Origin of the sequence: Acinetobacter sp. RUH 2624 (assembly GCF_000162375.2) — a bacterium.
GTDB lineage: Bacteria > Pseudomonadota > Gammaproteobacteria > Pseudomonadales > Moraxellaceae > Acinetobacter > Acinetobacter nosocomialis.
The window spans coordinates 1,904,277-1,929,714 of record NZ_KI391939.1; the positions used below are offsets into that span (position 1 = coordinate 1,904,277).

The window sequence follows — 25,438 nt, forward strand, 5'->3', positions numbered from 1 at the left end:
TATGCACAAATATTAAGACATAAAAAAAGTGCTCTGCATAGAACACTTTTCAACCTCACGGTCATTTTTACTATATGAAATTTAAAAATATTCCTAGAAAAATGATTAATCCTACCCAGCGATTGTGACGAAATGCCCAGAAACAAACCTGAGGGTTGCGGTCTTTGGTTTTAAGTGTTTGATATATAAAATCGAATGCCACAACAATTAAAGCAACAATTGCCCATGGAAATAAGATATTTTCTAAATACAACGCCGTTCCTATCAAAACAAGACTGGCTGCTTGTAAGATTGCAATAATCTGGATGTCATATCGACCAAAAAGAATAGCTGTAGATTTCACACCAATCTTTAAATCATATTCACGGTCTGTAATTGCATATTGAGTGTCATAAGCCACTGTCCAAGCCAAATTACCAAAATACAGCAGCCAGCAAGTCAGATCCGGAGTTTTACCTACAGCAGTAAAGGCCATTGGAATTGACCATGAAAATGCTGCTCCTAAAAAAACTTGCGGTAAGTTGGTATAGCGTTTCATAAATGGATAAATAAACGCTAAAAATAACGCGCCAAATGACCAATAAAAAGTTTCTATAGGTAAAAAGAACAAAAGACATGCACTTGCTAAAACAAGACCTAAGAATACATATACTGCTTCCCTCGCACGAATGACACCTGTTGCCAAAGGACGAGTTTTTGTACGCTCTACATGACCATCTACTTTACGATCAGCAAAGTCATTAATCGCACATCCAGCAGCGCGCATAAAAATAACACCTAAAATCATGACGAATAAAATACCTAAATTCGGTATTCCTTTTGATGCAACCCAAAGTGCCCACATGGTTGGCCAAAACACCAATTCTGTACCAATTGGCTTATCAAATCGACATAGATAATAATAAGCTTCTAAACGCTGACGCCATGTTGTACCTGTTGCAGTCGTCATAGTAATTCCTTGTCGTGCTGCTGATATAAAAAAGCTTCAAAAGCCGGTAAGAATGTTTCTTGAACAATAAATTTACACCCATGCCAAGTATAGCAACTTTGTCGCGTCCAACCTTCGGGTAAGCGAATAACACGGCGATCACACAGTGGCGTAGTTCTTTGAAATAAAAAACGGCCTATCGGTTTAGAACCAATATGCTGAAATATACGGGCTTTTTTTTGTAAACTTCGAATTGGAAAAATACTTTTTGCTTTAACCCAAGGTTCCACTTCACAGCCATATAAATATGTTTCCCTTACCCATGAAGTATGGGTATGAGGCATATTCATCCATTGACTGTCTGCAAAAGTTAAACGCTGAAAGTGTTCTTTAAAAGGTTTTACGCTGAACTGTCCACCGCCAAGTTCAGTCAATTGTTGGGTCAGAGAACCAGACGCATACAACCATGTTTTCAATGCAGGATTTAACGCTTCTTCCTGTTTAAGTACTGGTTGTCGTTTACGCATAATCTGCTCACATGAAAACTCGCACCTAGTTTACCCCAATTTTTTGATAAAAAACGTAGAGAATTCAATCAACATTCCAAGCAATAAAAAAGCCTGCATAAGCAGGCTTTTTTACGAAATACGTATTACAAGCTGTAGTACATATCGAATTCAACTGGGTGAGTAGTCGTGTTAAGACGACGTACATCTTCAGTTTTAAGTTCGATGTATGCATCAAGCATTTCTTTAGTGAACACGCCGCCTTTTAACAAGAATTCGTGATCTGCTTGAAGTGCTTCAAGAGCCATATCTAAGCTATGAGCAACTGTTGGGATTTTTGCTTCTTCTTCTGGAGGAAGATCATACAAGTTCTTGTCAGCAGCTTCGCCCGGATGGATCTTGTTTTGGATACCGTCGATACCAGCCATTAACAATGCAGCGAAACCTAAGTATGGGTTCATCATTGGGTCTGGGAAACGAGCTTCGATACGCTTACCTTTAGGGCTAGAAACGTATGGAATACGGATAGACGCAGAACGGTTACGCGCTGAATAAGCAAGCATAATTGGTGCTTCGAAGTGAGGAACCAAACGCTTGTATGAGTTTGTAGATGGGTTTGTGATTGCATTCAATGCACGAGCGTGCTTGATGATACCACCGATGAAGTACAACGCCATTTCTGAAAGGCCAGCATATTCATCACCAGCAAACAAGTTCTTGCCATCTTTAGAGATAGACATGTGAACGTGCATACCAGAACCGTTATCACCTACCATTGGTTTAGGCATAAACGTAGCTGTTTTTGCATATTGATGTGCAACGTTCCAAACAGCATATTTGAACTGTTGAACTTCGTCAGCTTTACGAACAAGAGTATTGAAGCTCACACCAATTTCTAACTGGCAAGAAGCAACTTCATGGTGATGTACTTCTACACGACCTGGGCCCATGATGTCTTCGATTTTTGCACACATTTCTGCACGCATATCTTGTGAAGAATCGACTGGAGGAACTGGGAAGTAACCGCCTTTAACACGTGGACGGTGACCAGAGTTACCAGACTCGTAATCTTTACCAGTAGACCAAGCAGCTTCTTCAGCGATTAATGTATGACGAGCGCCAGACATATCGATGTCCCACTTCACTTCGTCAAATACAAAGAATTCTGGTTCTGGACCGAAGAATGCAGTATCACCGATACCTGTAGATTTTAAGTATTCTTCTGCACGGCGAGCAATCGAACGTGGGTCACGCTCATAACCTTGACCAGTTGAAGGTTCAATAACGTCACAAGTCACAACTACAGTTGGTTCAGCAAAGAACGGGTCGATGAAACCAGTTTCCGCATCTGGACGTAAGATCATGTCAGATGCTTCAATACCTTTCCAACCAGCGATTGAAGAACCATCAAACATTTTACCGTCTTCAAAAGTATCTTCATCAATAGAATCAGCTGGGTAAGTTACGTGCTGTTCTTTACCCTTAGTATCAGTAAAGCGAAAATCGACCCATTTTGCGCCACTTTCTTGTATGAGTTGAAGGACCTTGTTCGCCATGCTCATTTTGCTCCAATGAAATTTTGTTGCACTTGTTAAGTGCGTGTTAGTTGCTGGTATTTATTAAGCAATTCTCATACCAACTTTATAAGACTTACCTAAAACATTGAATTACTTATAAGTATTCATGATTTAGGCCCCTTGTCTTGAACCCATTATACTGTTTGCTTGTGCAAATGCACCATATTCACACATTTTCAAATTATGGCATATTTAAATAGCTTATTATTGCCCTAATTTAGTGCAAAATTGTTGCACTGATATAATCCGCTGCATCAATTTCTATCAGACGTTCATGATCATAATACTTTCTTATATATAATGTTGAGATTCTTATTAGATTACACAAAAAATATTTATGCTTTTTAAAGTATTCATTCTCACTCATTTTTAGGTTGTTTAGATGACTTAAGCGCCTTGGTTAAGCCACCCAAGTAAGTTCTTTATTGTTTATTTACAATCTACCAAATAGTTTTCATTTTTATGAATTCTTATAGAGCATTTCAGTACTCGGCAGTTCTTTGATTCTTCAAATGAATACTCCTTTGTGTTATTCGCCTATCCACAAACTCCACTATTCATGTTCTTTTTCATTCACTGTTTTTATACAAGGTAAATTTGCTTTTATTGTTAAAAATAACTAAAAAATAAAAACATAAATTTTGGTTATAAATAAACAAACTAAAAGTTATGTTTATAAAAAACATAAAATCATTCAAGGATTTGAATAATGAAACATGAACTTGAACAGACCGATAAAGCATTTTTCGGTCATCCAAAACCATTAAAAACTTTATTTTTTACAGAACTTTGGGAAAGATTTTCTTATTACGGAATTCGCCCTTTACTTGTTCTTTATATGGTTGCTCTGGTGAATGACGGTGGGCTAGCACTTGATCGACCAACTGCCGCAGCTATTGTGGGATTATTTGCAGGCTCAATGTATTTAATGACAGTTTTTGGTGGGTGGATTGCTGATAACTGGTTAGGTCAGGCGCGTGCTGTCTGGTACGGTTCAATTATTATTGCTTTAGGTCACTTATCAATTGCCCTCACCACCATTTTTGATCAATTCTTTTTTTATTTCGGTCTAGTTCTGATTGTTCTTGGCTCAGGTTTATTTAAAACTTGTATTTCAGTGATTGTCGGAACACTATATAAAGCCAATGATGCAAGACGTGATGCAGGTTTTTCTATTTTCTATATGGGAATTAACATGGGGTCATTTATTGCCCCACTTATTACAGGGCTTTTGGCGAAAGACCATGGATGGCATTTAGGCTTTGGTATTGGTGGCATTGGGATGTTAATTGCTTTATTAATTTTCCGTTTTATGGCAATGCCCCAGCTTCAAACTTTTAATGAGCTACGCCAAGAAGCCAATAGCTGTAGCAAACCTGTCGTAGAAAATAAAAATGCGCCTAAAATTGTATTTAGCTTTTTATTCGCAGTTGCAGTCGTTATTGCGCTAACCTTCCTTGGTATCATTCACATCAATCCCGTCGCTGTCGCAACCTATTTAACCGTAGGAATTAGCATTGGGATTATTGCTTATTTTGCATACTTACTACTTTTCCTGAATTTAGAGCAAAATGAAAAATTTAAAATCATTATTTGCTTCGTTTTATTAGCTGCATCTGCTCTATTCTGGTCAGCTTTTGAACAAAAGCCCACAACTTTTACTTTATTTGCGCAAGATTATACGGACCGTATTGTTTTCGGTTTTGAGATTCCAACGGTATGGTTTGAATCAATCAATGCTCTTTTTATTATTATCTTTGCTCCAGTTGCAGCTTGGCTATGGGCAAAACTTGGTAAGGCAAATAAAGATCCAAGCTATATCAGCAAATTTATTATTGCGTTGCTATTCGCAGCAGGTGGCTTTTTGCTTATGACTTTAGCCAGTCATTTTGCTATTCATGGCGGAGTAGTTTCACCATTTTGGTTAGTTGGTACATTATTTCTTCTTACCATAGGTGAACTTTGCTTAAGCCCAATTGGCTTATCAACCATGACAAAACTTGCACCCGATGTTATACGCAGTCAAATTATGGGTTTATGGTTCACTGGTTCAGCTTTAGGCAATCTCATGGCAGGTCTCATTGGCGGACATGTATCGGCAGATGGTATTAATCACTTACCTAGCCTATTTATGCGCTGTGTATTGGCCTTGGTTATTGGCGCAATCGTGTTATTTTTATTAAAGAAACCAATGAATAAATTAATGGGCAAAAGTACCAGCAAAGTTCAACCTGATTTGGAAACCATATGAACGACTTAACTGTTCCAGAAAAACTAGCGAAACTTCGAGAACTCATGATCAATCAACACGTTGATGCTTTGGTTGTGATGAGTGCAGACCCCCATATGTCTGAATATTTACCAGACTACTGGAAAGCAAGGCAGTGGTTAAGCGATTTTAGTGGCTCTGTTGGCACTTTAGTTGTGACACAAAACTTTGCAGGACTCTGGGCCGATGGCCGCTACTGGGTACAAGCCGAGCAACAACTCGCTGGAACTGGCTTTCAATTACAAAAACTGACCAGTGATGAATCTTCTACACATCTCGCATGGATTGAGAAAAATCTACCAGCGGGTTCGGTTATTTCAGTAAATGGGCAAACACTTTCAATCCAGCAATCTAAAGCGTTGGAAAATACAGCAAAGCAACGTGGCTTTAAGCTTGAAACACAGCAAGATCTAATTGGCTCGATCTGGTCTAATCGTCCAGAACTTCCTTTAGAACAGATTCATTTAATGCCTGAAGGGTTAAATGCCCTATCTCGTAAAGAAAAAATTCAGGCAATACGCGATGCTTTAAATAGTAAAGCGATTGAAGGACATTTCATTTCATCTTTAGATGATATTGCCTGGGCTTTAAATGCACGCGGACAAGATGTAGAGTACAACCCTGTATTCCTTTCGCATTTATATATCAGTGCTCAACAGGCTGTTTTATTCATTGATAGCATTAAAGTTGATTCAACCATTCAACAAGCTTTCAAAGCTGATGGCATTGAGATTCGTGACTATCGAGATTCAGCTCAGTTTTTAGCAAATATTTCTAATGCATCTGTGCTGTTAGATCCAGCCAAAGTATCGATTTTTCATGAGCAAGCCATCGCAAAAGATATTCGGATTGTTTACGACATCAACCCAAGTACACTTTTTAAATCGCGTAAACATGAAAGCGAAATTGCTCATATCCGCCATGCCATGGTGAAAGATGGTGTTGCCCTTTGCCACTTTTTCCACTGGTTAGAGAAAGCCCTTCATCAAGGTCAACGCATTTCAGAACTCACCATTGATGAGAAAATTACAGCTTTCCGTGCTCAACAAGAGGGTTTCATAGGTCCAAGTTTTTCAACGATTGCCGGCTTTAATGCCAATGGTGCTCTACCCCACTACCGTGCAACTGAAGAACACTACTCATTTATTGAAGGCGATGGCCTATTACTCATTGACTCTGGTGGACAATATGTTGACGGAACAACGGATATTACCCGTGTTGTTCCCGTCGGGACACCAACAGAGCAACAAAAACGTGACTATACTCTGGTTTTAAAATGTCATATTGCTTTGGCAAAAACGATTTATCCAGAAGGTTTAGCCGCTCCTCTACTCGATTCAATTTGTCGCCATACTTTATGGCAACATGGTTTAGATTATCGCCACGGCACAGGTCACGGCGTAGGCTTTGCGCTTAACGTACATGAAGGGCCGCAAGTGCTTTCTTATTACGCACCTATTCATGCCTATAGCAAATTGCGTGAAGGTATGATTCTTTCTAATGAACCGGGCTTATACCATGAAGGAAAATACGGTATTCGTATTGAAAATCTGGTTGCAAACAGACTTCACTCAGGGTTTGAAAAAACCTACGGCGATTTCTTAGAGTTTGAAACGCTGACCCTTTGCCCGATTCATTTAGACTGTATTATCGTTGAGATGCTAACAGATGAAGAAAAAGACTGGTTAAATGGTTATCATCAAAATGTTCAAGAAAGACTGGCTGAACATTTATCTGGCGATGTTTTAGATTGGTTGATTTATAACACACGTAAGATTTAATCTTCTTTTTGTTTAAGGCAGAATAGTTTTTTATTTACAATACAAGCTTATTCTGCCTTATTTGTACTTATCTATAATTTCAAAAAGCCTCACTTCTTAAACCATTTTTTCTGCAAATTTCTAACGAATGAAATAGTTAAACTGGTTACTTCTTTTTTTGCTATATTAGCCCATTAGAAAACGGCTTCTTATTTTTCAAATCTAAAAAGTCTTTTCTGAAAACGGGTATCAATATGGATAACTATTTTAGTCACTTATTAAATATATTTTAATTATCATGAGGTTAAGTTCATCATGCTTCTAATGATCGACAATTACGACTCTTTTACCTACAACATCGTCCAGTATTTTGGCGAGTTGAATCAGGAAGTAAAAGTAGTTCGCAATGATCAAGTCACATTAGAGGATATTGAACGATGGCAACCTAAATACCTCGTGATTGGTCCTGGTCCTTGCTCTCCAAGTGAAGCTGGTATTTCAATTCCTGCAATTAATCACTTTGCCGGAAAAATTCCATTGCTTGGCGTGTGTTTAGGACATCAAAGTATCGGGCAAGCTTTTGGCGGAAAAATTGTAAGAGCCAAAACGGTGATGCACGGACGTTTATCTGATATGTACCACAGCAATAAGGGTATTTTCATTAATCTGCCTAGCCCATTCTCGGCAACTCGTTATCACTCGTTGGTCATTGATCAGGAAACGCTACCTGACTGCCTTGAAGTAACATGCTGGACTAATGAAGCAGATGGCTCAATGGAAGAAATTATGGGCGTTAAACATAAGACACTTCCTGTTGAAGGCGTGCAATTCCATCCTGAATCCATTTTGAGTCAACATGGCCATCAAATCTTTAAAAACTTTTTAGACATCTATGCATAATTCAGTCTCGAATCGACTGTTCTAAGAGTAATTTGATAAGAACCCTTAATAAAAAAGCCAACTACGATCAGTTGGCTTTTTTCATGGCTGAATCAATTACAACTTTAACTGTTGCACAATTGATCCATCTTGTTTTGCTACCAGCGATTCGCAGAGTTGAATACGCTCTTTAGTCTGTTTCAATCCTCTTTCCACCCCAACCAACTCTTTAGTTCGTGGTGCAAAAAAGTCATTTAACTGTGCTGCCTGTTGTTGGGTACATGCTGCCCCACTAAACATTGCAGGAAAACGCCCAGCCGAAGACTTACCTAAACGGTCAAACACTGCCTCATGATTTACCTTAAACCAAGACCATAAGCCACCTTGCTCATCTCCATAATTATTAATGGAGTTAACTACGGTACGAACTTCACCAACTTTAACACGTGGGTTCAAAATCAACTGACGGGCTTGTTGACGTGTTGCTTCTTGATTTGCCGAACCTAAGGCTGTAAGGATTGCTAGACGCTGTGTCGGCTGACTCACATGTTGTAACTCTCCAGACAATCGGTCAAAAGCTGGTTGACCTTTTTCTTGTACACGTACAGCTAAAATGGTTGGCAATAATTCAGGGGTTACTTGCGCAAAGTTAAGCTGCTTTTGAGCAAAGAGTGCATCTGACTGTTTTAAAAGTTGTGCACGGACTTCTGGAACTTGAATATCTAAAGCAAGAAATCTAACTAACTCACTACGCCATAAACTGTCTTCAGCTGATTCACCTGTTTTGCTGACATAACCCAACTGATTTAATTTAGGTAAATATAAATTTGCCAAAACTTTTCTAAAATGTTCACGTTCAGCTTCTGTTTTCAATACATGACGATGAATTGTACTTAACTGGGAAAACAGCGCTGTACTAATTTGTCGGCTATTTGAATTAGCGAATTTCTTCGCAGCATCTACGACAGCCAACAAATTAATATCACCGTGGTTAAATGCAGCTGAAATTGCATAGGCATAAGCTAACTGTTCAGTGTTAGAAAGCTTTTCTGTAGCGGCAGTCAGACGAGTAAACTCTTTTTGTGGCAAACTAAATTGGTAGTATCCTGCCGCATCTGCATTTGGTATATACCAACTGTCAAGGCTGGCACCTTTGAGTTCAATCTTGGTTTCTGCTTGGTCTACCAGTTCACATTGCACTTTGCTACCTGCATTTGGAACTTCATAACGTACACATAATGGTACACCCCACAGGCTTCTTGCATCACCTTTTGAACCCACAGGTAAATAACGGCTTTGCTTCACATTTAAAAAGACTTTATTGCCTTTTTGCTGTAATGCGGTGTTAATTAAAGGCACACCTGGTTGATCAAGAAAACTTTTCATCGCTCTAGTAAAGCGCTCACCTTGTCCAGACTGCTCTGCTAAAGCGCTAATTAAATCATTGGCTGTCGCATTACCATATTGGTGCTTATTAATATAATTGCGTACCCCTTGTTTGAATTTTTCTTCACCTAAATAGTTTTCAAACATATTTAAAACAGCTGCACCTTTTTGGTAAGTAATACCATCAAAAGCCGTTTGAATATCGGCATTGCTTAAAATAGGCTGACGTATACGACGTACACTCACCAAGCTATCACTTTTCATCGCATCTGCGGTGTCTGAAATACGCTCTAAATCAGCGTTAAATTCCGGATGTAATTTTTGAGTAATTTTACTTTGCATCCATGTCGCGAAAGATTCATTTAGCCACAAATCATCCCACCACGGCATCGTGACGACATCACCGAACCATTGATGTGCAAGCTCATGTGCATTGACATTAAATGAATTCTGTACAAAAGAGACTGGTGAGTCCTTATCTAACAACATTAGATAGTCTCTAAAAGTAATTAGCCCTGGGTTTTCCATTGCTCCGGCAGCAAAGTCTGGTGCGGCAAGTAAGTCGAGCTTGTCAAATGGATAACCAAAGGCAAAATAATCTTCTAAAGTTTTTAAAATTGCTGGCGTTTCAGATAAGGCATGCTGCATTTTTTCAGCTTTAGCATCAGGTGCAATACCACGTAACTGGATCGGCTGCTTACGCCATGAAGTTACTCCAATATCTGGCCCTTTTTGTAATTGCCATGGTCCGACAGCCAATGCAAGTAAATAAGTTGGCAGTGGTTTTGTCTGTGCAAAACTGAGCGTTTTCCAACCTGACTTCTCTGCTTGCTCAGATGTTTGTTGGGTATTGGTAAAACCTGAATATTTGCTTGGAATCGTCAAACGGATATTAAACGGCGTTTTAAAACGTGGTTCATCAAATGATGGGAATGACTGGCGTGCACTAATTGCTTCCATTTGAGTCATCACATAAGGTTTACCCTCAAACTCAATTTTATAAATACCGTCGAGCTGCTGATCGTACGCCGCATTAAAATCTAAAACGAGTTGATACTGGCCTGCGGGCAAGGTCTTGGCAAATTTAATTTTACTCACCCCATCGACCTCGGAGGCTTGCTCATATTTTGCTTTGGTTTTGACGCCCTCTGCCGATGTGATATTCACATCTTTCACCGTTAAAGACTTACCATGAATCCAGATGTGATCTGTGGCTTGAGCCAGTTTTAAATGAATAGTAGTTTTACCGGTATAGCCTTTTTGTGCGGGATCAATCTTAAAATCTAAATCATAAGATTCGGGTACAACCCACTCGGGTAATTTACCAATCGGGATTTGTTCACTGTTATAAGATGCAAAAATTTGAGTTGCCGATAAAGATAATAATGTTGTAAGTAGCAATCTTTTTTTAAATGAAGGCTTGACCAGCATAAGGGGTTTTATCCTCTGTAGTTTTAAATAAAAAGATGCAGCAATTGCTGTACCACTTCGCTGCATCCATACATCATTCTTAAAATTTATAGTTAAACTCCAACCAACCTTGACGGCCGAATGGTGAATATGATCCTACCGGATAATACGGCCAACCGCCTGTGTCATCTCGTTTCACTTTGTCAAACAAGTTATTAATAATGATTGAAGCAGAAGCTTTTGGAGAGATTTGATAAGTACCACTCCAGTTCACCAAATACGTTGGGCTTAAATAGGCAGTCTGGTTACCATTTGGAATTTTGCCATAACGATTAACTAATACTGTTGAAGCCCAATCACCATAGCTCCAGCTGAGACTGGTATTAAAACGGTCACGCCAATCAGGAATAGTTAAATCTTTTAAATAGTCATCTTTCTCGTGATCTTTTGATTGTTGATATTCATGTTCTAGTACACGGCTATAATTTACCGTCCAGAGAAAGTTACCAAAACTGTCTGTTTTCCAGCGCCATCTACTAGTGAAATCAATCCCGCGGGTATGGTCTGATGCAGCATTAATCGGAACGATATTTATATTCTTAATCACATTTGGATCGACAACTGCATTTGCAGGGTTACGCTCTACACGTGCCAAAGCATCAATACAGGCCGCAGAGTTAATATCTTGGTTGCCTAAACGACAATCTGCTTCTAAACGTAGAATTTTGTCATCACTCAAATTTCTCACAAGATTATCAATTTTGATATCCCAGTAATCGATGCTAATGTCAAACTTATTGGTTGGCGACCAAACAAAACCTGCACCATAAGATTTACCCTCTTCAGGTTTAAGCTCTTTGTTTCCGGTTAAAGTGTAGTTCGCCCCAGGTGCGTAATCTTTAAAGCTACACTTATCTAAAGGTTGTCCCGTTTGGCTACAACGTAAATAATCGGTGGTCTTTTCGAAATAACCTTTTTGTTTATTTAAAAACAGATAGTTCATATCTGGTGCACGAAAGCTGGTCGCATAGTTACCGCGCACTAATAAAGTTGGATGTGGTCTAAACTCGAGACCCGAACCGAAAGTTAGCTTATCAATGCTGTTATCTGATAAAGCATAACGGTCATAACGTCCAGACAAGGTTAAATTTAATGGTTTTGCTAAAGGTAAGAATAATTCTGCGCCAAGTGCTTGGCGGGTACGTGTACCTCCATATTCGCCACTAGAGCTTAAATTATAATATTCACCATTTTCGATCGCCTGATCTGGTTTAATCGAAAAACCTTGACGCCCAATTTCAGCCACAGCCGCAAGTTTGGCAGTTCCTGCAGGTAACTTAAACACATCACCATTCGCGCTTAGGGTTAAACTTTGTGCCCACGACTTATCTTTTTCTTTTGTTGTGCCCGAAATGCTTTCAAATTCACTTGCTGTGAGTGGTCGACTTAAACGATCTAAATGAGGTGAATAAATGGGAATACCATCGGCATCTGTACCAAGTTGCTGACCTAAGAAATATTCATCAACATTCGAACGTAATAAGCCTTGGCGGTGTAGCTGACTAGTATAGATGGAACCATTATAGGCTGCTTCATAACTCCAGCTCGTCTCCCCAATATCGCCTCGAATTCCAAAATTTAAGTTCGAAGAAAGTTCTTTCCATTTTTTATTTATTCGTTCTACCCCACCTAATTCTTCAGGCGCAAAACGACGATTCCAAATTTCATAATTTCCCGAATCTTGATTTAGAAAATAACCACTCGATGCACCTAAAGAGGTCCATATCGGAATACGGGTATTGTTTTCAATTTGATTTGCCCCAATTAAAAAATCGGCAAATAGTTGGGTTTTATCATTTAACTCATAGTCTAAACCGAGATAACCATTTTGACTGCGATTTTGAGTTTGAACAGTCCAATAGGTTGGTCGTGCCAAACCACTGGCACAATTGTCCGCCCCTGCTTGCCCTATATTATTGACTGATCCGTTAAATAAACCATTAAAGGCCTGACACCCTCCAATTGAAAGGTATTTACCAGTATCGGCATTTTTCCGACCCACAATCGTGTCAGGTTTCTCCCCCAAACGAGTTCGACTTGACATAAAATCTCGATCGGCTGCCCATATCGGTTCACGACCACTGAGTTCAACTCCATAAACGAGACTAAGCTTGTCTAAAGTTTTACTACCACTCAGTTGTAAACATAAATTTTCACCGCCTTCTTTGGTTCCGCCTGCCTTGATATTAAATTGTGTGCCGTCTGTTTTCTTTTTCAGAATAATATTCACCACGCCTGCAATTGCATCTGAACCATAAATTGCAGAAGCACCACCGTTTAATATTTCAATACGGTCAATAATGGCAGTGGGAATATTGGCTAAGTTTACGAAATTGACAGAGCCATCATACGGTACAGGATAGTCTGCAACCCGATGTCCATTAATCAAAGTCAAAGTATGATTGGGTCCTAAACCTCGTAAACTAATGGCATTAGCCGCAGGCGTAAACGTATTTCCATAATCGGCACCTTGTACAAAACCTGTGTTCTGCGTCAGGTTATTGAGTGCATCAAATGCATTACTAAAACCTTGTTTTTCAATATCGGCTGCGGTAATGACGGTCACACTGGTTGGGCCATCTTTTTGTGCTTTTGAAATTCGAGATCCTGTCACTGCAACACGAACTACTTTATCTGCTTTAGCTTGGTTTTGTGGTTGCTCTACAGCTTCTTGTGCATAACTTTCTAACGGATGAAACAGTGCAACAAATACGAAAATAAATGAGCGCTTATTTTTTAAAGCCCCTACATATTTCAAGTTATTTAAATACATATTTATTAGTAGAAAAAATAAAGATCGCCCTACTATATCCACTTTTATTTGGTTGATTTATACACATTTTTTCTAGATATATTGATGTTTAAGATATACCAAATGGTTAATTATTTATCATAAAAACTCACAACAAACTAAAACCTTTTTCAATAAATAAATTTTGTTTATGAATAGATTCAAAACCTTCTCTAATCAAAATTTTTAATTCTCTTATCGAACAGCAAAAATCTTTGATTATTTTCTGCTAACATAGCTCCCCTAGCTAGTGAATCATGGAACGCAATAGGCCGAACCTCCCACACTCGATCAACTTCACCTAAAAATTTTAATCATTAATGCTGTAAATCATGACTATGAATATCCAACAGGCGCTTAACCACATTACCAAGAACATTCATTTGACTCAGCCTCAAATGGAAGAAATTATGCGCAGCATCATGCAAGGTGAGGCAACCGAGGCACAAATTGGTGCTTTAATGATGGGCCTACGCATGAAAGGTGAAAGCATCGACGAAATGACAGCTGCTGCACGTGTCATGCGTGAATTTGCAATTAAGATCGATGTGAGTGATATCAAACATTTAGTTGATATTGTGGGAACTGGCGGTGATGGACAAAATTTATTTAACGTCTCTACTGCATCTAGCTTTGTGATTGCAGCAGCAGGTGCCACCATTGCAAAACATGGTAACCGTGGCGTTTCAAGTAAATCGGGTTCATCAGACTTACTTGAGCAAGCAGGTATTCACCTTGATTTAGATATGCAACAAACCGAACGCTGCATCCGTGAAATGGGTGTAGGTTTCTTGTTTGCACCAAACCACCACAAAGCCATGAAATACGCTGCTGGCCCACGTCGTGAACTTGGTATTCGTAGTATTTTTAATTTACTTGGCCCATTGACCAACCCAGCTGGGGTAAAGCGCTTTGTGATTGGTGTGTTTTCAGATGAACTGTGCCGTCCAATTGCAGAAGTGATGAAACAACTCGGTGCTGAACACGTTATGGTTGTTCATTCAAGAGATGGTCTTGATGAAATTAGTCTTGCAGCACCTACCACTGTTGCAGAACTCAAAGATGGCGAAGTTACTGAGTGGACACTTAATCCGGAAGATGTCGGAATTGAGTCACAAACTTTAAATGGTTTAGTGGTTGCTGATGCATCGGCGAGTCTAAAGCTCATTAAAGATGCTTTAAGCAAAAATAAATCCGATATTGGTGAAAAAGCAGCAAACATGATTGCGCTTAATGCGGGCGCAGGTATTTATGTAGCAGGCATTACCAAAACTTATGCTCAGGCTGTTACATTTGCGCAAGATATTATTTACGGCGGGCAAGCATTAGAGAAAATGAGTGTTTTAGCTGAATTTACTAAAACATTAAAACAATCTCAGGCAGATTAAGGACTTCTCATGATTAATATTCAAAATACCATTTTAGGTAAAATTGTTGACCGTAAACATGAGGAACTTGCTGCGCGTTTAAAACAACGTAATTTGCAAGATGTAGAAGAGCTTGCAAAAGCAGCGTCTCCGGTGCGTGGCTTTGCAAATGCTTTACAACATAAACGTCCGGGTGTGATTGCTGAAATTAAAAAAGCATCTCCATCAAAAGGAATCATTCGCGCAGACTTTAATCCTGCTGAAATTGCTCAGCAATATGAACAAGCTGGAGCAGCATGTTTATCAGTACTGACTGATGTGGATTTCTTTCAGGGTGCAGATGAAAATATTGCGATTGCCCGCAATCATTGTGCCCTACCTGCTTTACGTAAAGACTTTTTGGTCGACCCATATAATGTAGTTGAAGCACGTGCTTTGCATGCTGACTGTATTTTATTAATTGTTGCTTGTTTGTCTGACCAGCAACTCGAAGAAATGTCTAAAACAGCGTTTGAACATCAACTTGATGTATTGGTTGAAGTTCATGACGAAGAAGAGTTAGAGCGTGCCTTAAAACTTTCTGAGCAATGTTTACTAGGTGTGAATAACCGTAATTTAAAAACCTTTGATGTAGATTTAAATACGTCTATCCGCTTGAAAAAATTACTTCCGTCCTCACGTTTACTGATCACTGAAAGTGGCATTGCGACACCAGATGATGTGCGTATGATGCAAGAGCATGATATTCACAGTTTCTTGGTTGGCGAAAGTTTTATGAAACAACCACGTCCAGATCAAGCTTTTACTGCTCTTTTTGGACAACCTCAAACGGTTTAATGAAGATATATGAGTAATAAAGATTCATCGCTTTCTAAAGAGCAACAAAAGTTATTGAAGCAATTTAAAAAGCAAATCTCCAATCCTCATTCAAGCAAAATCGCAAATCAGCCTGGGTCTAAAAAATCTCAGGCTGAGACTGAAGAATTGGAAGATACATACCTGTTTCAACAGGCTGTTGCAGGTGTAAAACGCATCAACAATAGTAATATTGCCGATGTAAAAACACCTCGTGCCAAAAAAGTCGATGCACAAACTTTGGCAAAACGTGCAGCTGCCGAAGGTGGTCGTGATACCGAACATGCCGAGCTATCAGATACACAAGCTGCTTTAAATCCAGTCGCAAGCCAAGCAACGTTAAGCTATCGCATTGCGACCCTTCAACATAAGGTTTTTGAAGACTTAAAAGCAGGCAAGATGCGTTGGTTTGAAGCTGTAGATTTACACGGCTGTACCATTGAACAAGCACGTGACGCAGTTTTACAAATCATCCAGATGGCAAAAGATGAAAATCAGAATGTCATCAAAATTGTGCATGGTAAAGGCCCAGAAGCGGTCTTAAAAACCTATGTCAACGGATGGTTACGTCAACACCGCGATGTGTTGGCCTTTGTAAGTGCCCCTGAAAATCAAGGTGGAACAGGTGCCGTTCTCGTACTGCTTAAACGTGCAGAAAAAAATCCAAAATTCGAACAAAAAAAATGATCCTTTGGGATCATTTTTTTACATCAAACACCTGCAATAATTGAGCAACTACTGCAATGGCAATCGTTGCAGGTTGTTTCGATGAAATCCCCTCTATCCCGATCGGGCAAACCAAACGTTGTAATGTTTCCTGAGTATAACCTCGCACCTGCATACGTTTTTCAAAAATGGCCCTTTTACTCTTTGAACCAATCATCCCAACATAAGCAAATGGTTTTGCCGTAGGTTTTAAGGCTGTAAAACACAGTTGCAAATCTAGTTGATGATCGTGCGTTAAAATTAAAACTGCACCTGAACGGTCAAAATACTCTATCTCGGTGTCTAAGGTATCAGTTGTTATACAGTGCGCCTGTTGCAGTAAATCGGATGGGAAAATATCATCACGCGGATCAATCCATTTCACTCCAACACCAATAGGCAATAAACAACGAACAATTGCTTCACCCACATGCCCTGCACCACAAACCAGTACTTGCATGGCATAAGGCTGAATCTGCTGGCTAAATTGCCATTGCTCACTACTGCCAGAATGAAACTCGAAACTTGGTTGTTGTTCCATATCCATAGTTTGCCAAGTGGATGCATATTGATGTGAGACGTTACGCCATATATGCTTTCCAGCTCGCCATGCTTGGAAACTTCCAGACAAATCCGACGCAATTTCAGCGGGTAATATTTTTTCAAACAATAACCACATTACTCCGCCACAACACTGCCCAAGCCGAGCACTGAGGTTAAAACGTTCAATACGCCTTACACAAGTTCCCGTTTCACTTAACATTGCTTTAGCAATATCAATTGCCTGAAACTCTAAATGCCCCCCACCGATCGTATCTGACTGCTGCCATTGCTGTTGTAAATTAAACCGCAACAACATCGTTGCACCAACTTCTCGTGGTGTAGAACCATCAGCACGGACCACTGTGACCAATACCATAGGCAACGCATCGGCTTGCCAAGCTACAAAATCAGTCCACCATTGTAAATGTTGCATAATCTTCTACATTCTAGCTTGTGGACGATCTGCCAAAGCTTGTCCACGTCCAATAGCAATTGCACGTAAAATTTCTTCGGCAGTTGCCGGAGCATTGAGTACGAGCGGTGCATTTTCTGGAATAGCCGCCTGTACTGCCTGACGAATTGCAGAGAAAACAGATAATGCCAACATAAATGGCGGTTCACCTACCGCTTTAGAGCGATAGATAGTGTCTGTCTGATTTTGATTATTAAACAGTTTGACGTTAAAAATATGAGGAATATCTACACTGGTCGGTATTTTGTAAGTTGAAGGTGCATGGGTAAATAAACGGCCTGTGTGTGGACCCTGCGGCTGCCAATACAATTCTTCTGTCGTGAGCCACCCCATCCCTTGCACAAAACCGCCTTCAATTTGCCCAATATCAATTGCAGGGTTAATTGACTGCCCAACGTCATGCAAAATGTCGGTACGTAATACTTTCATTTCCCCAGTTAAGGTATCTATTGCAACCTCACTAACCGCTGCACCATAGGCATAATAGAAAAATGGGCGCCCTAAATGGTTGACCTGATCATAGTGAATTTCTGGCGTTTTATAAAAACCACTGTCCCATAGTTGTACACGTGCCATATATGCCCGTTGAACCAAGTCAGGAAATGTCCATGAATGACCATTCCCTGTTGAAACCATACTATCTTCAAACTGGACTTGGTCAGCTTCACTTTGACTTATTTCGGCTGCAAGTTTAGCCAGACGCTCACGAATTTTAATACAGGCATTTTGAACAGCTTTACCGTTTAGATCTGCGCCACTCGATGCTGCAGTTGCCGAAGTATTTGGTACACGAGAAGTATCAGTTGCAATTAAACGAACGCTATCGATTGGTAAACCCAACTCATGTGCAGCAACCTGCCGTACTTTGGTATATAGCCCCTGTCCCATTTCTGTACCGCCATGAGTAATAGAGACAGTGCCATCCATGTACACATAGACCAGTGCCCCTGCCTGATTGTAATGCACGGCGTTAAACGAAATACCAAACATTAATGGGGTTAACGCAATACCACGCTTAATGATGTCATTATTCTGATTAAAGGCATGGATGCTCTGTTTGCGTTTCGCGTAATCACTACTTTGCAATAGTTCGGCTACTAATTTTGGCGCAACATTATCACGAACTTCTGCCCCATAGTGCATACGGTCACGTCCAGCGCCGGGCTGCTCGGCAAAGAAATTGCGCTGACGAATTTCAACTGGATCACAACCTAAATAACGCGCAATGTCATCAATAATATTTTCAATGACAAACATGCCTTGCGGTCCACCAAAACCACGATATGCGGTATTGGAAACAGTATTGGTTTTACAACGCAAGTTACGTAGCTCAACTGCATTTAAATAATAAGCGTTGCCAATATGGCAAATCGCCCGTTCATTCACTGGCCCAGAAAGATCAGCCGAAAAACCACAGTTTGAAGCCAGTTGCACCTTTAAGCCTTGCAAAATACCAGTGTCATCAAAAGCCACTGACCATTCATAAGCAAAACCGTGACGTTTGCCTGTAGCACTCATGTCATCATCACGATCTAAGCGTAATTTACACGGACGGCCTGTTTTTTGCGCTGCCAAAGATGCAATACACGCCCACTGCGCCGACTGCGATTCTTTACCACCAAAACCACCACCCATACGACGGCTTTCCACACTCACCTGATGCATATTCATGCCTAGTGCATGACAAATTAGTAACTGCATTTCGGTTGGATGCTGTGTCGAGCAATAGACTTTTAAGCTCTGATTTTCTTGTGGAATCACATAGGAAATTTGCCCTTCTAGATAAAAATGCTCTTGTCCACCAACCTGAATATTCCCTGAAAGATGATGTGTTGCATTTTCAAAAGCCTGTTCAACGTCACCGTGGCTAAATTCAACAGGCGGTAGCACCCACGATTCTTTTTTAATCGCATCTTGAATCGTTAAAATCGGAGTTTCAGGCACATACTCAATTTTTGCTAAGCGAACTGCCTGATGGGCTTGCTGATAAGTGTCAGCAACAACCACAAACAAGGCTTGTCCATAAAACTCAACCTGCTCCTCTGCAAAAATTGGGTCATCTTTAACAATGGGTCCCCAATTATTTTCAACCTCAATATCCTTTGCCGAAAAAACTGCATGGACACCATCGGCCTGATGTACTGCCTCTAAATCAAACTTACTGATTTTGCCTTTGGCACAATTCGAAAATCCGACTGCCAAATGCAACGTATTTTCAAACTCGGGTAAATCATCAATATAAGTTGCCTGCCCCGTCACATGTAAATGCGCGCTCTCGTGTGGAATCGAATCACCTGCTTTAGCGGATTTTTTAGAAACCCTTAAGTCAATATTTTGATTCATGTCAGATCTCCACCATAGCAATCAAGTCATTTACTCGAGTGATTGTCCGAGACAGGACTTTTTCTACATAAAAACGCTGTAAACAGTTTTTCGCGACGTGTAAACGATATGCAGAACTAGCACGTCCATCATCTAAAGGCTGATAGTCTTGCGACAATGCTTCTTGTGCCTGAACGATCAATTCTGTTGTAAGTTGTTGGCCTTCCAATATGGCTTCTGTATATTTTGCACGTTTGGGAATAGCAGCCATGCCACCAAAAGCAATTTTCACATTGTGAGCGACACCATCATTATCTAGCTCACATGAAATAGCAGCGCATACTGCAGAAATATCTTGCTCAAATCGTTTGGCAATTTTATAGCTGGCAAATTTAAAACGCGTCTGTCCGTCACGAAGTGGAATAACAATCGACTCTATAAACTCACCAAGCTGTAATGCTGTTTTTTGATAATCTAAATAAAAGTCTTCCAAGGCAATTTCACGAGTCTGCTCACCAACGCGCAAAATCAATCGCGTACCTAAGGTAATTAATGCTGGCATTGAATCGCCAATCGGCGAACCATTGGCAATATTTCCTCCTAACGTTCCTGCATTTTTAATAGGCATGGAAGCAAAACGACGCTGCAATTCTTGAAAGTCGGGATAAAACTCTGAAATTTTAATGAGTGCATCACTCAAACTTACATTTGCCCCAATTGTTAAAGCATGGTCTGTGACTACAATTTTTTTGAGCTCTTTAACTTGACCGATATAAAGCATATCGCCCAAATCACGGCCCTGCTTTGTTACCCACAAACCGACATCGGTACTCCCTGCAACAATTCGTGCTTGCGGTAGCTGTAAACGTAAAGCAGCAAAATCTTGCAAAGTCTTGGGTGCAAAAAATTGCTGCTTTTGATCATTCAAATGCAGTGCGGGTAAAGCTTTGATCTCTATTAATACATCAATTACTTTTTGACGCTTTAATGCCACACGTGGATAGTCATAAGCTTTTTGTGCTGCATCTAAAATAGGGCGATAACCCGTACAGCGACATAAGTTTCCAGAAAGATAATCACTGATTTTATCTTTACTTGGGGGCTGTTGTTCATTTTCGTACATTGACCATAACGACATGATAAAACCGGGTGTACAAAAACCGCATTGTGAACCATGCATATCGACCATCGCCTGTTGTACCGGATGAAGCGTGCCATCTTGTACAGGCAATAAGCTATGAAGGTCTTCTACTGTAAATAGCGCTTTACCATCTAAAGTCGGTAAAAACTGAATACACGCATTCACACTTCGTAATTGCAGGTTGTCATTGACCAACTCACCAATCACTACTGTGCATGCACCACAATCGCCCTCAGCACAGCCCTCTTTTGTACCAGTCTGTCTGGTTTTACCAGTTTGGGTATATTCTCGTAGAAACTGTAAAACCGTCATTGTGGGTAGAATATTTTCTACTTGCTGCTGACCGCCACGAAAAAAGAAGGTGATTGGACGTTCTGACATGTTTTATCCTTATGTTTTATAATAATGCTTTTGTGCAAATATGATGCCATGAAGCGATCATTTAGAACTTACCTATATTAAACGCACATTTCATATCCAACCACTTGACTATTAACGATAAAAAACATGAAATTTATTCATCTTTTACTAAGCGTGCGCAAAACCAAAATAAATATAGTGTGAGGATTTATGAACATCAGGGCATGTTTCTGATACAATGCCGAGCTTGTCTAATAGAGTAAATTTATACGTCTTATGTCAATGCAGCAATCGTACGCAAATATTCTGACTGCCGTCGGTGAAGATCTTAATCGTCCCGGCCTTAAAGATACGCCTGTGCGTGCGGCTAAAGCTTTTTCATATTTAACTTCTGGCTATAGTAAAACTTTAGAAGAAGTCACCAATAATGCTGTTTTCCCATCAGATAACCATGAAATGGTATTGGTGAAGAATATTGAATTTTATTCGCTCTGCGAACACCATCTCCTTCCATTCTATGGCCGTGTTCATGTTGCCTATTTACCAGAAGGCAAAGTGCTTGGCTTGTCTAAATTTGCACGTATTACTGAGATGTTTGCTCGTCGTTTGCAAATTCAGGAAAACTTAACTCAGCAAATCGCTGAAGCTGTTGCAGAAGTCACTGGCGCTCGTGGGGTTGCTGTAGTCATTGACTCTGCACATATGTGCATGATGATGCGTGGTGTAGGTAAACAAGAATCTACTACTCGTACAGTTTCATTTGTCGGAGATTTTAAAACCGATAAAGAAGCACGCCGTGAATTTTTAAGTGCTGTACCAGAAAGCTACTAATATAGTTTTACTGCAAAAAGCCCGACAATGTTGGGCTTTTTTTATAGCTGAACGCTATAAACCTTCAATCCAACTCTATAAAACATAACAATTAAATTAGATGATTTTTGTTATAAAAGTACGCATCTTTCTTTTTAAATGATTTATGAGCGAATCATGCGATTTAAAAAAATTTCTTACTTACTTTTACCTTCTCTTTTTATTTTTAATACCTCAATTTATGCGGGCAATAGTTCTAAAGACCAAGAAATTAAACAATTGGTAGATCAAAATTTTAAACCCTTATTAGAAAAATATAATGTGCCGGGCATGGCGGTAGGTGTTATTCAAAACAATAAAAAATATGAAACGTATTATGGTCTACAATCCGTTCAAGATAAAAAAGCTGTAAATAGCAATACCATTTTTGAGCTAGGTTCTGTCAGTAAATTATTTACTGCGACGGCAGGTGCTTATGCAAAAAATACAGGAAAAATTTCTTTTGATGATACGCCGGGCAAATACTGGAAAGAGTTAAAAAACACCCCAATTGATCAGGTCAATTTACTTCAACTTGCCACCTATACAAGTGGTAACCTCGCCTTGCAATTCCCAGATGAAGTACAAACAGATCAACAGGTTTTAACTTTTTTTAAAGATTGGAAACCTAAAAACCCAATCGGTGAATATAGACAATATTCAAACCCAAGTATCGGTCTATTTGGGGAAATAGTTGGTTTATCAATGAAGCAGCCTTTTAGTCAGGTCTTGGAAAAAACGATTTTTCCGGACCTTGGCTTAAAACATAGCTATGTCAATGTGCCTAAAACTCAGATGCAAAACTATGCATTTGGTTATAACCAAGAAAATCAGCCAATTCGAGTTAACCCTGGCCCACTCGATGCCCCAGCATACGGCGTCAAATCGACCCTACCCGACATGCTGAGCTTTATTCATGCCAACCTGAATCCACAGAAATATCCGGCAAATATTCAATGTGCAATTAATGAGACACATCAAGGTCGCTATCAAGTAAATAGCATGTATCAGGCACTCGGTTGGGAAGAGTTTGCTTATCCGGCAACGTTACAAACTTTATTAGACAGTAATTCAGAACAGATTGTCATGAAACCTAATAAAGTGACTGCTATTTCAAAAGAACCTTCAGTTAAGATGTACCACAAAACTGGTTCAACAAATGGTTTCGGAACCTATGCCGTATTTATACCTAAAGAAAATATTGTTTTAGTCATGTTAACCAATAAACGCATTCCAAATGAAGAACGCATTAAAGCAGCTTATGCTGTGCTAAATGCAATAAAGAAATAATTTTTCCCTAAAACAAAAAGAGAGAAATAGTCTTCATCTATTTCTCTCTTTTTTATGAATATATGATTTAAAAGAACCAAACATATCCAAGACTTGATTTCATCCAGTCCAGATGATTCTGTTTTTCATAATCCCAATTAAGCCGAATAGCATTATTGCTATTAATGGCATATTGCCACTGTGTATTTAAACGTAAGTTCCATTGGTTTTTGTCTTCCCAATATGGCAACTCCACTTGCACCACTGAGTTAAACTTTTCAAACCATTGATTCATACACCCTAATGTCGGCCCTACTCCTACACGCCAACCTTTATCTAAATTTGAACCAGCTTGGACGTAAGTTTGTACCTGCCCATAGCAAATATGTTTGCGCTCATAATCTGCAAGACTGTAACCAACCTGAGCATTAAAACTCGCGACGCCATGCTGCTTTTCATCACTATAAACACCGTCATGAACCGCTTCCTGACGCCAACCTAAGTTAAATCCCCAAGTCAGCGGTGTTTTAAATGGTTGAATCGGGTTATAGGAGTTCACCTCTAACAGATCAAGATGCTCAAGTTTTAGATGATCGTTACGCCACTGCGCATTACCATTTAAAAATAATAATTGAGTACCGGCACGGTATCCGCCTTGAGGATCTATTAAGTCATGATAAGCCTGTCTATGACCTATCTCGATAAACTTGTCACCTTGCACTTCGCCCAGTTTTAGCGAAACATTACGTGCATTATGGCCTTGTGTTGGCTCGGTAGAAGGTCGTTTCGGTTCTTGGCGCTGTTTATCTAAATCAATCTGACTTCGTAGTGCTAAAAGCTGTCTAAGCTGTGGCTGGGCAAAGCTTTCTTCAACTTTGCGACCAATAAATTGTAGATATAAATCATCGTAAGCCATCTCAAGAATTTTGGCCTGATCTGATGGGCTAAATGATTTAAGTGTTTCTGTAGACTGTTGAATTGGCTTCATTGCTACTTGATGAGCAACTTTTGCTAAAGACGCACCATGTTGATGAGCTTGGGCCAATAATTGAGTTTCTAAAGCGGGTCGATACACAGGAGCTTTGGTGAGTCCTTGTTGTTGCATCGCTTTAATGGTTTCCATTGGAATGGAAGCATAATTAAACTTTTCTTGTAGATGAGACTCAGGTTTAACTAAATCGACTAAGCCCAGTAACCGATAGGCACAGTTGTCACTCACAAAGTAATAAGGAAAGCTCACATGTTGCATTTCCCAAATATGGCTCACCAAAAAACGTGTTTCTTCAGGAGATAGATTTAACTCATATTCCCATAAATCACGGCTTTCAAAATCACCATACTCTTTTACCTTACGATAATAAGGCATAAGTGAATATTCACCCGGATACTGCCCTGTTAAGCCTTTCCAAGCATATGACCAGTTGTCATTGCCTGCGACAGTGGCCGCATAATTTACAGCGTAAGAAACGAGGTTTAACTGCTTTTGATCTTTAGGGTCTAAACGCAATAAGGTATGTCCAAACATTGAGCTTGGATTGCCCATAAAGTCAGTCGCATAAATTAAAGTCGCTTTATAAGGCTTAATCTGGCCAATCCAGTTTTCAAACTCTGAACATTTTACTTGCGGCAATTCATTTTCCTGAATGCCTAATTGCTTTATAAGCCACTGACTACGTGCCGGAAATTTACAACGTATTGACTGGTTGTCTGGGGCTGGTGTAAATAATGCAGCGATATCAGCTTTCTGTTCTTCTTTTAAATTATTTTTCCCATTTGCAGCAATAAAATAACCTGAATAACTTACTTCACTCTTCTGGTTTTTATTGGCATACATGAGCCGTTGCCATGTAATGTCTTGATCTAATTTTTTTTGTTCTGCAATAGACCAATAGTTTTGAATAGATGGATTTATTTCTGCTGAATACGCAATATTAACTGCCAATGAGGCAAAAATTAAAGCAACCGATTTCATTAAGCTCATCAATTTTT

The 25,438-nt window shown here is 39.6% G+C and carries 16 protein-coding genes and 1 pseudogene; 8 read left to right on the forward strand and 9 right to left on the reverse strand.

Features of this window, described 5'->3' with window-relative positions:
* Positions 1 to 70 precede the first annotated feature (70 nt).
* From ubiA to glnA, 3 genes are all read right to left on the reverse strand, one after another.
* Positions 71 to 949, reverse strand: a complete 879-nt coding sequence (ubiA, locus tag HMPREF0014_RS15670) for a 4-hydroxybenzoate octaprenyltransferase (protein ID WP_004886128.1) — start codon at positions 947 to 949, stop codon at positions 71 to 73.
* Positions 946 to 1,455 (reverse strand): chorismate lyase, encoded by a 510-nt coding sequence (locus tag HMPREF0014_RS15675; RefSeq protein WP_004886125.1) that lies wholly within the window; start codon positions 1,453 to 1,455, stop codon positions 946 to 948. The genes ubiA and HMPREF0014_RS15675 overlap by 4 nt, the downstream gene beginning before the upstream one ends.
* 125 nt (positions 1,456 to 1,580) lie before the next feature.
* A complete protein-coding gene (gene glnA / locus HMPREF0014_RS15680) occupies positions 1,581 to 2,996 on the reverse strand; it encodes a type I glutamate--ammonia ligase (RefSeq protein WP_002052696.1) in 1,416 nt (471 codons plus the stop codon).
* Positions 2,997 to 3,700: 704 nt separating this feature from the next.
* Here glnA and HMPREF0014_RS15685 point away from each other — a divergent pair.
* From HMPREF0014_RS15685 to HMPREF0014_RS15695, 3 genes and pseudogenes are all read left to right on the forward strand, one after another.
* Positions 3,701 to 5,262: pseudogene (locus tag HMPREF0014_RS15685) on the forward strand (peptide MFS transporter).
* Positions 5,259 to 7,061 (forward strand): aminopeptidase P family protein, encoded by a 1,803-nt coding sequence (locus HMPREF0014_RS15690; RefSeq protein WP_004886121.1) that lies wholly within the window; start codon positions 5,259 to 5,261, stop codon positions 7,059 to 7,061. Before HMPREF0014_RS15685 ends, HMPREF0014_RS15690 begins: the two are co-directional and overlap by 4 nt.
* A gap of 294 nt (positions 7,062 to 7,355) precedes the next feature.
* Positions 7,356 to 7,940: an aminodeoxychorismate/anthranilate synthase component II gene (locus tag HMPREF0014_RS15695; protein ID WP_004886114.1), complete on the forward strand. Its 585-nt coding sequence runs from the start codon at positions 7,356 to 7,358 to the stop codon at positions 7,938 to 7,940.
* A 96-nt stretch (positions 7,941 to 8,036) separates the two neighbouring features.
* On the opposite strand, the gene HMPREF0014_RS15700 is transcribed toward HMPREF0014_RS15695, so the two are convergent.
* Together HMPREF0014_RS15700 and HMPREF0014_RS15705 are read right to left on the reverse strand one after the other, a co-directional pair.
* Positions 8,037 to 10,802, reverse strand: a complete 2,766-nt coding sequence (locus HMPREF0014_RS15700) for a M1 family metallopeptidase (RefSeq protein ID WP_006580664.1) — start codon at positions 10,800 to 10,802, stop codon at positions 8,037 to 8,039.
* A gap of 13 nt (positions 10,803 to 10,815) precedes the next feature.
* Complete coding sequence (locus tag HMPREF0014_RS15705) at positions 10,816 to 13,548, reverse strand: TonB-dependent receptor (RefSeq protein ID WP_004886107.1); 2,733 nt, start codon at positions 13,546 to 13,548, stop codon at positions 10,816 to 10,818.
* Between the two features lie 356 nt (positions 13,549 to 13,904).
* Here HMPREF0014_RS15705 and trpD point away from each other — a divergent pair, with 356 nt between their 5' ends.
* Genes trpD through HMPREF0014_RS15720 form a run of 3 tightly spaced genes read left to right on the forward strand, consistent with a single transcriptional unit; the run spans position 13,905 to position 16,475 of the window.
* A complete protein-coding gene (gene trpD / locus HMPREF0014_RS15710; RefSeq protein WP_009498528.1) occupies positions 13,905 to 14,954 on the forward strand; it encodes an anthranilate phosphoribosyltransferase in 1,050 nt (349 codons plus the stop codon).
* Between the two features lie 9 nt (positions 14,955 to 14,963).
* A complete protein-coding gene (trpC, locus tag HMPREF0014_RS15715) occupies positions 14,964 to 15,770 on the forward strand; it encodes an indole-3-glycerol phosphate synthase TrpC (protein ID WP_000608301.1) in 807 nt (268 codons plus the stop codon).
* Between the two features lie 9 nt (positions 15,771 to 15,779).
* Positions 15,780 to 16,475, forward strand: a complete 696-nt coding sequence (locus HMPREF0014_RS15720) for a Smr/MutS family protein (RefSeq protein ID WP_004886105.1) — start codon at positions 15,780 to 15,782, stop codon at positions 16,473 to 16,475.
* Between the two features lie 10 nt (positions 16,476 to 16,485).
* Here the strand turns inward: HMPREF0014_RS15720 and xdhC are convergent, their stop codons facing one another.
* From xdhC to xdhA, 3 genes are read right to left on the reverse strand one after another with little or no spacing between them, the layout of a single operon-like run.
* Positions 16,486 to 17,469: a xanthine dehydrogenase accessory protein XdhC gene (gene xdhC / locus HMPREF0014_RS15725; RefSeq protein WP_004886103.1), complete on the reverse strand. Its 984-nt coding sequence runs from the start codon at positions 17,467 to 17,469 to the stop codon at positions 16,486 to 16,488.
* A 6-nt stretch (positions 17,470 to 17,475) separates the two neighbouring features.
* Complete coding sequence (xdhB, locus tag HMPREF0014_RS15730; RefSeq protein WP_004886101.1) at positions 17,476 to 19,851, reverse strand: xanthine dehydrogenase molybdopterin binding subunit; 2,376 nt, start codon at positions 19,849 to 19,851, stop codon at positions 17,476 to 17,478.
* Between the two features lies 1 nt (position 19,852).
* Complete coding sequence (xdhA, locus tag HMPREF0014_RS15735; protein ID WP_004886100.1) at positions 19,853 to 21,352, reverse strand: xanthine dehydrogenase small subunit; 1,500 nt, start codon at positions 21,350 to 21,352, stop codon at positions 19,853 to 19,855.
* A gap of 261 nt (positions 21,353 to 21,613) precedes the next feature.
* On the opposite strand from xdhA, the gene folE reads away from it, so the two are divergent.
* Both folE and blaADC read left to right on the forward strand, forming a co-directional pair.
* Positions 21,614 to 22,162, forward strand: coding sequence for a GTP cyclohydrolase I FolE (gene folE / locus HMPREF0014_RS15740; protein ID WP_001187844.1), 549 nt, complete (start codon positions 21,614 to 21,616; stop codon positions 22,160 to 22,162).
* A 156-nt stretch (positions 22,163 to 22,318) separates the two neighbouring features.
* Entirely contained in the window at positions 22,319 to 23,470 is a 1,152-nt protein-coding gene (gene blaADC, locus HMPREF0014_RS15745; protein ID WP_006580662.1) for an ADC family extended-spectrum class C beta-lactamase, read from the forward strand.
* 67 nt (positions 23,471 to 23,537) lie between these two features.
* Here blaADC and HMPREF0014_RS15750 read toward each other — a convergent pair whose 3' ends face one another.
* The gene (locus HMPREF0014_RS15750) at positions 23,538 to 25,430 is read right to left on the reverse strand and encodes a DUF4105 domain-containing protein (protein WP_009499749.1); all 1,893 of its coding nucleotides are present in this window, start codon (positions 25,428 to 25,430) and stop codon (positions 23,538 to 23,540) included.
* Positions 25,431 to 25,438 lie beyond the last annotated feature (8 nt).